This window comes from Paenibacillus sp. FSL W8-0439 (assembly GCF_038008995.1).
Taxonomy (GTDB): Bacteria; Bacillota; Bacilli; order Paenibacillales; family Paenibacillaceae; genus Paenibacillus; species Paenibacillus polymyxa.
Window position 1 is genome coordinate 2,438,806 of sequence record NZ_JBBPAK010000001.1, and the last position, 13,177, is coordinate 2,451,982.

At 46.3% G+C, this 13,177-nt stretch carries 10 protein-coding genes; all 10 read left to right on the forward strand.

Annotation, left to right across the window (positions count from 1 at the left end; all coding sequences use genetic code 11):
- Positions 1 to 172: 172 nt before the first annotated feature.
- The 10 genes from MKX36_RS10815 to MKX36_RS10860 all read left to right on the forward strand — a co-directional run bounded on the left by MKX36_RS10815 (position 173) and on the right by MKX36_RS10860 (position 13,126).
- Positions 173 to 1,336 carry a TolC family protein gene (locus tag MKX36_RS10815; protein WP_243537636.1) on the forward strand — a complete coding sequence of 388 codons (1,164 nt, stop codon included), beginning with the start codon at positions 173 to 175 and terminating at the stop codon, positions 1,334 to 1,336.
- A 13-nt stretch (positions 1,337 to 1,349) separates the two neighbouring features.
- Positions 1,350 to 2,807 (forward strand): efflux RND transporter periplasmic adaptor subunit, encoded by a 1,458-nt coding sequence (locus MKX36_RS10820; protein ID WP_340864645.1) that lies wholly within the window; start codon positions 1,350 to 1,352, stop codon positions 2,805 to 2,807.
- A gap of 6 nt (positions 2,808 to 2,813) precedes the next feature.
- Positions 2,814 to 3,533: an ABC transporter ATP-binding protein gene (locus MKX36_RS10825; RefSeq protein ID WP_016818473.1), complete on the forward strand. Its 720-nt coding sequence runs from the start codon at positions 2,814 to 2,816 to the stop codon at positions 3,531 to 3,533.
- On the forward strand, positions 3,530 to 4,741 hold the full coding sequence (locus MKX36_RS10830) for an ABC transporter permease (protein WP_017428484.1): 1,212 nt from the start codon (positions 3,530 to 3,532) through the stop codon (positions 4,739 to 4,741). Before MKX36_RS10825 ends, MKX36_RS10830 begins: the two co-directional genes overlap by 4 nt.
- Before the next feature lie 239 nt (positions 4,742 to 4,980).
- Positions 4,981 to 5,595: a helix-turn-helix transcriptional regulator gene (locus MKX36_RS10835; protein WP_223822107.1), complete on the forward strand. Its 615-nt coding sequence runs from the start codon at positions 4,981 to 4,983 to the stop codon at positions 5,593 to 5,595.
- Between the two features lie 13 nt (positions 5,596 to 5,608).
- The gene (locus MKX36_RS10840; RefSeq protein WP_016818475.1) at positions 5,609 to 6,412 is read left to right on the forward strand and encodes a pyruvate, water dikinase regulatory protein; all 804 of its coding nucleotides are present in this window, start codon (positions 5,609 to 5,611) and stop codon (positions 6,410 to 6,412) included.
- A 217-nt stretch (positions 6,413 to 6,629) separates the two neighbouring features.
- The gene (glpX, locus tag MKX36_RS10845; protein ID WP_016818476.1) at positions 6,630 to 7,607 is read left to right on the forward strand and encodes a class II fructose-bisphosphatase; all 978 of its coding nucleotides are present in this window, start codon (positions 6,630 to 6,632) and stop codon (positions 7,605 to 7,607) included.
- 813 nt (positions 7,608 to 8,420) lie between these two features.
- Positions 8,421 to 9,245 (forward strand): thioesterase II family protein, encoded by an 825-nt coding sequence (locus tag MKX36_RS10850; protein WP_340864646.1) that lies wholly within the window; start codon positions 8,421 to 8,423, stop codon positions 9,243 to 9,245.
- Positions 9,246 to 9,456: 211 nt separating this feature from the next.
- The gene (locus tag MKX36_RS10855; RefSeq protein ID WP_340864647.1) at positions 9,457 to 11,286 is read left to right on the forward strand and encodes an ABC transporter ATP-binding protein; all 1,830 of its coding nucleotides are present in this window, start codon (positions 9,457 to 9,459) and stop codon (positions 11,284 to 11,286) included.
- The gene (locus MKX36_RS10860; protein ID WP_340864648.1) at positions 11,261 to 13,126 is read left to right on the forward strand and encodes an ABC transporter ATP-binding protein; all 1,866 of its coding nucleotides are present in this window, start codon (positions 11,261 to 11,263) and stop codon (positions 13,124 to 13,126) included. Before MKX36_RS10855 ends, MKX36_RS10860 begins: the two co-directional genes overlap by 26 nt.
- Positions 13,127 to 13,177 lie beyond the last annotated feature (51 nt).

Here is a 13,177-nt window from a genome sequence, read left to right on the forward strand (position 1 = left end):
AAGTAGTTTACAACGAGTAATCTGGCAGTAAAGGTTACAAAAATGTATTGTTTTGACACCTTGTACCAACATAAACCTGAAAGTACAATTAGAATGCGAAGAATTCGTGGAAATTTATGTCGAAAAGAATGGAAAAGATTCGAAGATGCACCGAAAGGGGAGAAATTCATTTATGAAGCAAAAAGCGGCTGCCGTGCTGCTTGTATTGTCCTTTTCTACAGGCTTGGTCACCACTGTACAGGCTGACAGTCCATCAGGAAGCATGTCAGCAAATATGTCAGTTAATTCATCTGCTGCAGCTACGTCAAAGACATCATCCGTAACGGGACAGGCTCTACCTCCATTAACGCTTAAGCAGGCAGTGGAATGGGCACAGACGAACAGCTACAATACGCGTACCGCCGAGCGGGATGTAGAGCGCCGTAGACTTGAACTGAAAAATGCCGAAAAGGAGCTGGGTAATTCACCTATCGATTATATAGACAATGAGTATGTTGATAATGAAACGTCCTGGAGGAATTACAGTTCCTCGACACTATCCTATCTAGCCAGCAAAAAGCAAGCGCAATATGCCAAAGACCAGATTTATTTTAATGTAATGAAAAGCTACCAAAGTGTGTTTGTAGCAGAGAATCAGGTGAAAAATGATCTGGAGGCGCTTGAAATCGCCCAAGCGGAGGAAAAGATTGCACTTGCCAAATTTGCGCGAGGCAAGCTGTCTGAATATGCGAAAAACGAGAGTACACAGGCCAGAGTCCAGGCGGAGCAAGCGGTCGAGCAGGGAAAAATTGCGTTGCAAAAATCCAGGGATGCTCTGAACTTCCTCATGGGACAGCCTAACGGAACAGCCTATGAAATGGTGGATCGACCCGTGTACAAGGAACCGAAGAAGCTGGATATTGAATTACATATACAACAGCTGACAGACATGAATCCGAATTTATGGAAGCTGGAGGATAGTATCAAAACTTCGGAACTCAATGTGAGATATTTTGATTTTAATAACGGTGCAGGTGCTTACGATCTAGCTAAAATGGATGTTGATACAGCTAAGGAGGAGCTCGCCAAAGGTCAAAAGGATTTTGCTGAATCACTCCGCAATTTGTATGCCACGGTTAAGGAAAACCAAAAGAAATACGTGCAACTGGAAGAAAGCTTGCGTACAGCAAAAGAAGCCTTGGAGTTATCACACAAAAAGTGGGCCAGAGGTCTAATTATTGAGATGGAATTGAAAAACAACCAGTTGAAAGTAAACCAGATTGAACGGCAAATGGAAGAGCTGGCGATCGAGTTGGATCAAAATGAGTATACGTTGAACAAGCCATGGAGCACATAGGGAGGAAAAGGCGTTGGCAGAAACGGTTTTAAATGATGCTTTAATCAAGCTACGGAGAAAACGGAGAAAAAAGTGGATCTGGACTGCGATTTTTTTGCTGGTTGTAGGCGGAGGCGGAGCAGCAGTATATCTGAATATGCCCAAAGAGCAGGCAGCACCTGTAGTTCAGGACGAGACGTTTAAAGTACAGCGCGGCGATGTGAGCGAGAAGCTGGACACGTCCGGCACCGTGCAAGCATCCAAGGAAGTGAAGCTGAACTTTACGAGTGCAGGCGATAACAAGCTGGCTGCGGTGAACGTGAAAGCCGGGGACAAGGTCAAAAAAGGGCAAGTGCTGGCGCTTCTGGACAGTTCAGAAATTAAAATGCAAATACAAAGTGCGTCTGATTCTTTGGAAATATCCAAATCCAAACTGGCTGAATTGGAGAAGGGTCCGAAGGCGGAGGATATTGAAATTCAGAAAACAAATGTACTTCGGGCCAAAATGGCTGTCGATACAGCGCAAGAATCATTTGAGCTGGAAGAAGCCGAAAGTCAGAAGAAAGCTTCCAAAAAGCAGTTGGAGCAGGCACGGAAGGCATATGAAGACCAAAAGTTTTTACACGATGCCGGGGCAGTATCCAATAGTGAATTGGAGCAGGCTGAGCAAGCATTGGATAAAGCACAAACGGACTATGATAATCTAGATTTACAGTTCCGCAAAATTATGTCGCAAAAACGTCGCACCATTTCAGAGGCTGAAATTGGCTACCGTGCTGCAATGGCTGAGCTTCACAAGACTCAGGTTCCGGCTGATGCATCGAGTATTCAATCCTCACGGATAGAGGTTCGAAGACTGGCAACTGAGTTGGAGCAGAAAAAAAATGAGTTAAACAAGCTTCAGGTCACGGCGCCGTGGGACGGAGTGATTTTAAAGGTGAACGGGGATGTAGGGACCAGTCCGACGGCTCCATTTATTGTAATGAATAACTCGGATTCCAACGACCTTAAGGTAGTTGTGAAGGTAAGTCAGACCGACATTGTCAAGGTCAAAAAGGGGCTTACGGCTGTGTTGACGACCAATGCATATCCGGGTGAATCGTTTCCAGGCAAGGTGCAATTTGTCTCACCGGAAGCCTCTACGGATGAAGGGATGACGACGTATTTGATGGAGATGTCTGTACATGACCCGAAAGGTAAGCTAAAAACAGGCATGATTATGAATGTGGCCGTTATTTTGGGAGTACACAAAAATGTACTGTTCGTTCCTGCGACTGCACTGAGATCCGAAGGAGGCCAGGATGGCGTGTATGTTTCTGCTAACGCTGCGAATCCCGGGGCACGCACATTTAAGCCCGTAGAGCTCGGATTTTACACGCCAGACCGAGTAGAGCTTAAATCCGGTGTAAAGGAGGGGGACACGATTGTTGTGCCTGCTCCTGAACCTCCGCCAGATCCTTCCGCAATGGGCGGCATGCAGGGGGGCTTTTAAACGGGCATGAGATATGTTATTCAGATTGAGGGTTTGAAAAAAGTGTACCATGTCGGAGATCAGGAAATTCATGCTCTGCGTGAGGTCCAGCTTGATATTGCTGACGGTGATTTTGTTGCGATTATGGGACCGTCTGGTTCAGGCAAGTCCACGATGATGAATGTTATCGGCTGTCTGGATTTACCTACGTCAGGACAATTTTATTTGGATGGATATTCGATCTTAGATGCCCGCGAGGATGAACTGGCTATTATACGTAATCAGAAAATCGGATTTGTATTTCAAAAATTCCATTTGCTCCCGCGATCAACAGCTTTGGAGAATGTGGAACTGCCTATGATCTATGCGGGAGTTTCTGCCAAGGAGCGTCGTTTGCGGGCCATGGATGCCCTCACAAGTGTAGGTCTAGGCGACCGGATGAACAACAGGCCAAACGAATTGTCAGGCGGTCAACAGCAACGGGTATCCATTGCGCGTGCACTTGTGAACAATCCGGTTATTCTCTTGGCGGATGAACCGACAGGAGCTTTGGACTCCAAAACAAGTGTGGAAATCATGGGGATTTTTCAGCGTCTGAACGATCAGGGGAAAACGGTTGTACTGGTTACTCATGATCAGGAGGTTGCGGAATACGCCAAGCGTCTGATTCATTTTCGAGATGGGCGGATTGAAAAGGATCAGCCTGTTGAGAAACGAAGAATGGCGGCAGAGGAAGTGAAGGCATGAAATTTCAGGAAATTATTCGTGTATCGCTCAATAGTTTGCGAACCAATATGCTGCGATCCTTGCTGACCATGGTGGGCATTATTATCGGAGTGGCCGCCGTGATTGCGATTGTAGCCATCGGTAAAGGATCAACCGCTACAATTACATCGCAGATCAATAGTATGGGAAATAATCTGCTGATGATCTATCCTTATGCTCCATATGATGGGTCCAGCTCCATGTCGTTCAATCAGACGAAAGGGATATCTCTGGAGGATATCGAGGCGCTAGAGCAGCAAAAAGCAGTCGCAGAGGTAGCACCAAGTGCGATGACCAGTGCAGATATTACGTGGAGTCGCAATAAGGTCAGCGGGCAAATTGAGGGGACTTCGCTGGCATTTGTCCATGTGAGAAAGCTGTCGCTAGCTCAGGGCAGGTCGTTTACTCACTATGAAGTGGATAAACGGATGAATGTGGCTGTGCTGGGGAGTGATGCAGCCCGTAATATTTTTGGCCCGGATGCCTCCAGGGCAGTCGGTGAGACCATCATGATCAAGCAGTTGCCTTTTAAGGTGGTTGGTGTGCTGACCAATTCCAATTCCAATATGAGCAACAGCGGGCAGCAGGTATATGTACCGATTACAACTGGAATGGAACGGCTGGGCAATATGAGCATTCAGCAGGTGAATGCCTCTGCAACAACGGAGGACAGGATTGATCAGGCAAGTGCTGAAATCCGGCAGGTGCTGCGTGCCAGACATGAGCTAAAGCCATCAGAGGGCGATGATTTTCAAATCATGACCCAGACGGAAATCTTAAAAACAGTGTCTGGGGTTGACCGGGTTATGAATATGCTGCTGATCGGTGTAGCTGCAATTGCGCTCGGTGTTGGCGGTGTTGGTATTATGAATATTATGCTGGTGTCCGTCACGGAGCGTACGAGGGAGATCGGAATTCGCAAAGCGATTGGTGCGCAGCGCAGTGATATTATGCTGCAGTTTGTGGCTGAGGCTGTTTTTCTTAGTCTAATGGGTGGACTAGTCGGTGTAATGGTGGGTCTTGGGGGTGCAAAGCTGCTTGAGAAATTCGTCCAAATGCCGATTGTGTATTCGATAGAGCCAGTGTTGTACTCTTTTCTGTGCTGCATGGGAGTCGGCGTACTGTTTGGAGTATATCCGGCGCGCAAGGCTTCGAAGCTGCGTCCGATTGATGCTTTAAGATACGAATAGGAAAGCGGGTGCTTTGCCTTACTCGAAAGAGGGGGGATAAAGCACCCGTTTTTTGTATGGAATAAGTGTTTTAAATGATAAAAAAACATGAATAACCACTTTAATTTTATATATGTGATGTTTTATATGCTTTTTTTAGGTTGATTTATTATTATATATGACGTATTATATTCAATATCAGATCGCAAGCAAAAAAAGGAGGGGCGTTCATCATCGACCTTACGGCAAGACAAGTAGAAATTTTAAACATCGTACAAAAGCATGCCCCGATAACGGGTGACCAGATTGCGGAAATGCTTAATCTCAGTAAGGCGACCATTCGGACCGACCTATCCAAATTGGGCATTCTGAATTACATAGATGCTAAGCCCAAGGTCGGTTATTTTGTTGGAAAGCGGGGCACGCCGAACCGGGAGGAAAAATTCCGGCTTTTGCAAATGAAAGTCGGTGATCTTCACGGGGTTCCAGTCATCGTACGTGAAACAACCACAATTCAGGAAGCTGTCGTAGCTCTATTTTTGGAAAATGTGAGCAATTTGATTGTCACCGATGAAGACGGAGATTTGGCAGGGGTGGCTTCCCGCAAGGATTTACTCAAGGTAACGTTAGGCAATCCCAATGCAGCAACCATTCCTGTCAGTCTTGTGATGACCCGGCAGGCGAATGTGGTCACTGTTTCCCCAGAGGATACCGTACTAGAGGCAGCACGCAAAATTATTGCTCGTCAAATCGACAGCCTGCCTGTCGTCGTCCCTTCGGATTCTGACAAACCAGGAGAGCACTGGAAAGTCGTGGGACGTATTACAAAAACAAATATTATTAAAATGTTGCTCGATATGGTAGCAGAGGATTAATGGGAGGAATCGAATGGTTCAGGCGAGCAGTCATTTTATAGCGATCTGTTCAGACTCGATTGGCGAGACGGCAGAAGCTGTCGTACAGGCGACCATGCGCCAATTTGAGTTACCAGACACAGAGATCAAAAGATTTATGAACGTGAGGGATGAAGACGAGCTGAGTCGGGTAATGGAGGAAGTTGCCGAGCGTAAAGGCTTTGTAGCTTATACGCTGGTACAGCCGGAATTGAGAGAGGCGATGAAAGAAGAGGCTGTTCGGCTGAATGTGCGGGCTGTCGATATTATGGGACCGATGATGCAGGCGTTCGCCGATACGTTTCATAACGATCCCAAAGAGAAGCCTGGTCTACTGCACCGACTGGACGACAACTATTTTCGGCGTGTAGAGGCACTGGATTTTGCAGTTCAATACGATGATGGCAAAGATGTGAGCGCCATTCTCAAAGCAGATATAGTATTGCTTGGAGTGTCACGTATTTCCAAAACTCCTTTATCCATGTTTCTCGCACATAAAGGTTATAAAACAGTCAACATTCCGGTTGTACCGGAGCTTACACCGCCTGTTCAGTTGAAGGATGTTCAGCATGGCCGAGTATTCGGATTGACGATCCAGCCGGAGCTGCTGTTGAAAATACGCAGTGAACGACTAAAGGTTATGGGGCTTCCTAATAATGTGCAATATGCCACAGCGACAAGGGTGGAAGAGGAAATCGCGTATGCGCAGTCTTTGTTTAAAGAGCTGAATTGTCCGGTCATTGATGTTACAGATAAAGCCATTGAAGAGACAGCAGGCTTGATTATCAGAATGTTATAGAAGCGAAACAACTTAGAAGCAGCGCTTATAAAGAAAATATAATTACGGGATACAGGAGTGTAAATATAAAAGGCAGCAAAGCTGCTCTAAAGATAAGGATCGGCCGTAGGATATAGGAGATTATATAAAGATATAAATAAAATGGCAGCAAAGCTGCCCTGAAAATATTTATTTGCCTGTAGGTAATATCATTTTTAGGAGAGGTGGAGGGATAGGTATGGAGAGTCAAATGGCATTGGAATTCGTTCGGGTAACAGAGGCAGCGGCACTGCAATCGGCACAATGGACAGGGCGTGGAGATAAGAATAGCGCGGACGAGGCGGCAACAGTAGCCATTCGTACTCATTTTAATGCGGTATCCATGGACGGCACGGTCGTGATTGGCGAAGGCGAAATGGATGAGGCTCCCATGCTGTATATCGGGGAGAGAGTAGGCAATCGCAGAGGGCCAGCCATGGACATAGCTGTTGATCCTCTCGAAGGGACGGAAACGGTGGCGAACGGTTTGAATAACGCACTGTCGGTCATTGCTGCTGCACCTCGTGGTAGTCTACTACACGCTCCGGATATGTACATGCAAAAATTAGCTGTTGGTCCGGCATTGGCTGGAAAGCTGTCACTAGAGGACACGATCCCGACTACATTGTCAAAAGCAGCGCGCATACTGGGGAAATCCTTGTCCGATCTTACGGTGTCCATTCTGGATCGTGCACGGCATGCCGGGATCATTCAGCTTCTGCGGGAAAGCGGCGTTCGGATCAAGCTGCTTGGTCATGGGGATGTGATGGGTGCAATTGAAACCTGCCTGGACAGCGGTGTAGATTTGCATATCGGCTCTGGCGGCGCTCCTGAGGGTGTATTGGCAGCGGCCGCGCTGAAATGCATGGGCGGAGAAATACAGGGCCGCTTGCTGCCTCATGGAGAAGAAGAGATTGCACGTTGCAAACGCATGGGTATTACTGATCCAGGGGCGTTGCTGTCGATGGAGGACATGGTCGGACGCCAAGGCGTGATGTTTGTCGCTACAGGCGTGACGCCTGGTGAGTGGTTGCAGGGGGTTCGTTCTCTGCCTGGTCACAGAGCTGAAACCCATTCAGTTGTAATGCATTCAGATACAAAAACGATTCGTTTCGTGCGAAGTATTCATCATACTGCTGATTCTTCCGGTACGCTCGCGGCAGCGGCATCCTCTTGAAATTTGAAGTCAAAACTTCCCTCGCTGGTGAATTCAATCATAATAAACTTATAAAACAGCAAGTCTCTGACTAAAGGGAGACTTGCTGTTTGCTGTTACTGTTTTTGGGGGATGAAAGAGTAAAATCAAGGATATAAATTTCTAAAAAACAGGTACTTATGAAGTAAAATTGAAAAGTTTCTATTAGGATTGAAAAGAAAAAAACATAGCTTTAGAAGCGAAAAAATCAATTAGAACTAATTTTTTTAGACGAAGAGTCAAAAAAAATTATGCATAATATAGTTCTTTAGAACTACTTAAAAACCCGGTTTATTAAAAATTTAAAGAGTTATTAATTTTGGTTTGTGTGTGCTTGTTTTAAATTAGTTCCATTATATAGGAGGTTGAAAGTGGGCGCGGAAAAAGGCGGAATTTGTCGGATGATATCAGGTTGAATTTGTTACATTTATGTTAATGGCATGTAAAGATAAAATTGTTATAGGATAAGGGGTTTGGGCGTAATTGTAAATCATAATGATTTTAGTTTTACAATGTTCGTGAAAATGTGAAATTATGTTTTAGGCTAGATTTACAGATCATGATGGGCAGATAATGAGCGAAAAAGTCAAATTGTTGTTTTTGTAGTTTGGAAACAAATAGCATAATATGGATTTTGTTTTATTTTTATGAAGTCTAGTAATTTAGCCCTTTTGTCCCGTGTCAAGCCGTTTTAAAGTTTGTATATTTAAAAAAGCTAGAAAGTGTTGGAAGAAAAAAAGAGATATAAGGATTTACTGTAAAATTATGAACTGCGTAGAGGATGGAGGAATTCATATGACGACTCGATCACAATCTTGGTTCGCTAAAACAGAGGCCCAACCGGCTGCGAAGCTCCAACTATTCTGCTTCCCCTACGCCGGTGGTGGTGCTTACATATTTAACTCTTGGAAGTCCAGACTCGCGCCTGATATTACTGTGTTGCCAATACAACTCCCTGGACGTGAGAGCCGCTCCATTGAAGCTCCAATGGAAACCCTTCAAGACATCGTCCAATCGTTGGTTCCCGCTATGGCTCCATACATACATAAGCCATTTGCCTTTTTTGGGCACAGTATGGGGGCACTGATCGCATTTGAAACAGCGCGGCAGTTGTACAGCAAAGCTGGAAAACTACCTGTGCATATCATCGTATCTGGTAAATCCGCTCCTCAACTTCCATACTCCAAGAAACGGCTCCATAATTTAGCAGACGATTCTTTCACCGAAGAGCTTCGTTTGATGCAGGGCACCCCCGAAGAGGTGCTGCAAAATGCAGAATTGATGCAAATTATTATGCCTCGTCTGCGTGCAGATTTTAAGGTATGTGAAACTTATGTTTATCAGCCGGGAGATCCACTGGCATGCCCGATGACGGTTTTAGGGGGAACGAGGGATTTTGAGGTTAGCACAGATTCACTTCGTGCCTGGCAGCAGCATACGATGTCACCTATGGATGTCCGGATGTTCGAAGGCAATCACTTTTTCATCCATGAACAAGAGCAAGAGGTTATGAGCGCAGTCGAGGACATTCTCTCCGTATCCTCGCCGATGGCCCACGCTGCGGCAGCTCATACAACTTACAACACAAGCACTCCACAACCACGATTCAGGCAGAGTTGAATGTCCCACACATCACGATACACTTCGTTATCACCATCTCAGCAATAACCGATAAAACCACCCACCATGATGCATTTTCCAGCGTAGATTAAATTCAATTTTTCTGTACAGGCCCTCATCATTTCAGACACAGAGTTTACTTCAATAACGTCCATCGCCAATCTAAAAAGTTCGCACTGCTAAAGTGTGGCAATGAAAAAGAGGGATGCCTTTGTTTCGATCAAATTCTGCTTTTCGGAGACTCACACGCTATATAAAGCCTTATAATCTTTGGGTTTTTATAGCCGTGATTTCCTCCTTGTGTTTGGCAGCTATTGACATTATTTTGGGTAAGGCCATAGAGCAAATGGCACAGGGAACATTCTCCTCCACCCAGAACATGATCTATCTAGTTGTTGGTATGACGGTAATTGGAATGCCTTGTAAGTTTGTGATGAGGTACGCTTCGGCACGATTTAGTGTTAGTGCCCTGCGCGACTTGAGAGGCGATCTCGTACATAAGTTTTATGATTTACCTGTTTCCAGCGTGGAGAGCAAGTTCACCGGAGATTTGGTATCCCGTCTAACAAACAATACGGCGCTGTTGCAGAACTTTTTTATCCAGCAGTTTGCTAATCTGTTTTATTTGCCACTTGTGTTTACGGCATCCTTAACGTTGCTTTTACTGACAAGCTGGAAACTGGTTTTGGCAAGTCTTGCGCTTATGCCTGTAGGAATGATCATAACCTCACTGATGAGCAAGCCAATTGAGAAATACTCCAAGGAGCTTCAGGAGAAAATTGCTCATTTGAACGCGGTGGGACAGGATGCGATCGGAGGAATTCCTATCGTCAAGGCATTTAATATGCAGGCTGTGCTGTTGAAGAAGTATATGGTGATTACGGAGGAGGTCATCAAGCGCGGATTGCGGCTAGAAAAACGCTATGCGTTCATAACTCCAGTAGGTGTGATGATGCTGGCAACACCGATTATTTTGGTCATTGTGTACGGTGGATATTTGATTCAACAAGGTGAGTTGAATGCTGGTGGCATTGTCCTTTTTTTATATCTTATTTCGTTCATATTGCAGCCTGTTGCCATGCTGCCGACGATCATTTCGCAAATGAAGGAAGCGGGGGGAGCAGCGAAGCATTTGTTTGAGGTGCTGGATTGGCCAGATGAGCGGCAAGACGGGAAAATCACTTCAATAAGCCAAGATCTCGAGGAAGACGATGCAGAAAGCAAGGACGACATTCCTGTAGTCAGCTTTGAGCATTTAACCTTTGGCTACAACGAAGAGAACACGGTGCTGAAGGAGATTAGCTTCCAGGTAGGACAAGGAGAAACGGTAGCGATTGTTGGGGCCAGCGGTGGCGGTAAAAGCACAATCTTCAAGCTGCTTTGCGGATTTAATGAACCTGGAGAGCATGCCGGAACCGTTCAATTGTTTGGTAAGAATTTAACAGATTGGAACCTAACAAGCCTGCGTAGCCATATTTCGATGGTATCTCAGGAACCGTCGCTTTTTCCGGCCACTATTGCAGAAAATATCGGATATGGACGTCTGGAGGCGACCCGGAAAGAAATTGTCGAGGCGGCGAAAGCGGCACATGCGCATGACTTTATTGTTCAGCTACCCGAGGGCTATGAAACTCTGTTGAGCGAACGGGGAGGCGGATTGTCTGGAGGACAAAAGCAGCGTATTTCTATAGCAAGAGCATTGCTGAAAAATGCTCCGCTGCTTCTACTGGACGAGCCGACTTCAGCACTCGATAGCCAGTCGGAGGCTCAGGTACAGATTGCAATGAATGCAGCAATGCAAAACCGGACGGTACTGGTCATAGCTCATCGACTGTCAACTGTACGCCAGGCGAACCGCATTATCGTACTTGATCAGGGGAGCATTGTGGAATCGGGTACACATGAGGAATTACTAGGCCGTGAAGGTGTGTACCGAAAGCTGTATTTGCAAAATTTTGAAGGACAGCAAACGGAGGAAAACGGGTATTCACTGCCTGAGGAAAGGAGTGAGCGTCGTGACCTTCAAGCAGGGGTTTTATGAATTTAAGCAATTGATGTCCCTGATGAAGCCGCATCGAAAATGGTATTTTACGGGGTTGGTTGGCAACAGTCTGACCAATGCCAGCATCACAATTTTGCTTTCTTTTGTGGTGCATTATTTGCTGAATTTTGCGGTTAATGGCGATGTACAGGAGCTGTACCGAGCGGTCTATTTGGTCAGCGGCACATTTTTGGCGTTAAGTCTTATTTCCCCCGTGTGCAGCTATATGTATAAACGATGTGTCAAGCTCGCAATTGCCGATGTACGAATGAAACTATTCGGTCATGTTGTCAAGCTATCGTATGAAAAAGCCGAAAAACACCATTCGGGTAATCTTGTTTCCCGCATGACAAACGATGTCCAAACGCTGGAGCAGGCTTACACCGTTCATATTCGCTCGATTATACTGGAAACTTCGCTTTTCTTAGGCTCACTAGTCATTCTGATGGTGCTGGATTGGCGATTTGGGATTATGGCGGTTCTACTAGGACTGGCTTCAGCCTGGATAAATGCTCATTTTGCGAAGAAAATGCGACAGACGAGTGAAGAATTACAGGGACGGATGAGCAGGTTCACGGAACGATTGAGTGATTTGCTTTCTGGTTTACAGACGGTGAAGTTATTTGGGTTAAGGACAAAAGTGGGTGGACTTTGCAACGATGCAAGCGAGGACATAAATCGCATCAGTATCCGACAGGGACGTCATATGGGACTGCAGGATATGTGTAATTTTGTTATTGAATTTATTACGCTGGGCGGTGTGCTTGTTGCTGGATTGATCTTGGTTTCGCAGAAGCAAATGGAGCTCGGAGTTTTGGGACAGATTGTGCAGCTGCAAACGGGTATTTCAACGGTATTTTTGGAGCTGGGGGCAGCTGTATCCCTGTTACAAAACTCTTTGGCAGGCTTGGCGCGTATCCGCGAAATCTTGAATGAGTCGAAGGAAGAGGAACAGTTCCCCGCGGCGAAACAGAAGGAATCAGTAACCGGGCTTATCGATCCAGAGGTGTCAGCTTCATCAGCCCGTGAACCTAAGGAATCCTATGACGGTGTCGAGACTGTGGATTCAGACATCTCTATTGAACAGACTGCTGCTGCGCTGGAGCTGCACAATATCAGCTTTGGCTATCAGCCAGACCGTCCAACGCTGCGAAGATTGAACTTGGTCGTGCCAGAAGGGCAGGTAACCGCGATTGTCGGTCCGAGTGGTGGTGGGAAAAGCACCGTGATGAAGTTGTTGCTGGGATTTTACCCACCGGATGAAGGTGTGCTGCGGGTTCGCGGCCGCTTGGCAGAAGAATTTCGGTTGGATGAGGTTAGGGATTTAATGGCCTATGTACCACAGGAGGCTACACTGTTCCACGGTACAGTAGCAGACAATATCCGCTTCGGCTCACCGGATGCCACGGATGAGGAAGTAGAGGCTGCGGCCAAAACAGCCTATGCCAGCGGCTTCATAGCTGAGCTTCCGGAGGGTTATGACACGATTGTCGGTGAACGCGGAGCCAATTTGTCCGGGGGTCAAAGACAGCGAATCGCGATTGCCCGTGCTCTGCTCAAAAATGCGCCGATTTTGCTGCTGGATGAAGCCACCTCGGCCCTGGATGCAGAGTCGGAATATGAAGTTCAGCAGGGCTTAGATGAGCTGATGAAGGATCGTACGACATTAGTTATTGCCCATCGATTGTCTACGATTGAGAGGGCGGATACGATCTGTGTTCTTGCCGATGGCGAGCTCAAAGAACAGGGAACTCATGACCAGCTCCTTGCTGAGGGTGGTCATTATGCGGAGCTGTATGAGCTTCAGTTTCGAAAGCATCCAGAGGAACAAACCGCATAAATATGCGAATTTTCTTTTTACCAAATATCTATTTTGCGAGGAGAGAGACGG

Coding starts and splice junctions, on each gene's coding strand:
- MKX36_RS10815 (WP_243537636.1), top strand. CDS start 173: ATGAAGCAAAAAGCGGCTGCCGTGCTGCTTGTATTGTCCTTTTCTACA.
- MKX36_RS10825 (WP_016818473.1), top strand. CDS start 2,814: ATGAGATATGTTATTCAGATTGAGGGTTTGAAAAAAGTGTACCATGTC.
- MKX36_RS10830 (WP_017428484.1), top strand. CDS start 3,530: ATGAAATTTCAGGAAATTATTCGTGTATCGCTCAATAGTTTGCGAACC.
- MKX36_RS10840 (WP_016818475.1), top strand. CDS start 5,609: ATGGTTCAGGCGAGCAGTCATTTTATAGCGATCTGTTCAGACTCGATT.
- glpX (WP_016818476.1), top strand. CDS start 6,630: ATGGAGAGTCAAATGGCATTGGAATTCGTTCGGGTAACAGAGGCAGCG.
- MKX36_RS10850 (WP_340864646.1), top strand. CDS start 8,421: ATGACGACTCGATCACAATCTTGGTTCGCTAAAACAGAGGCCCAACCG.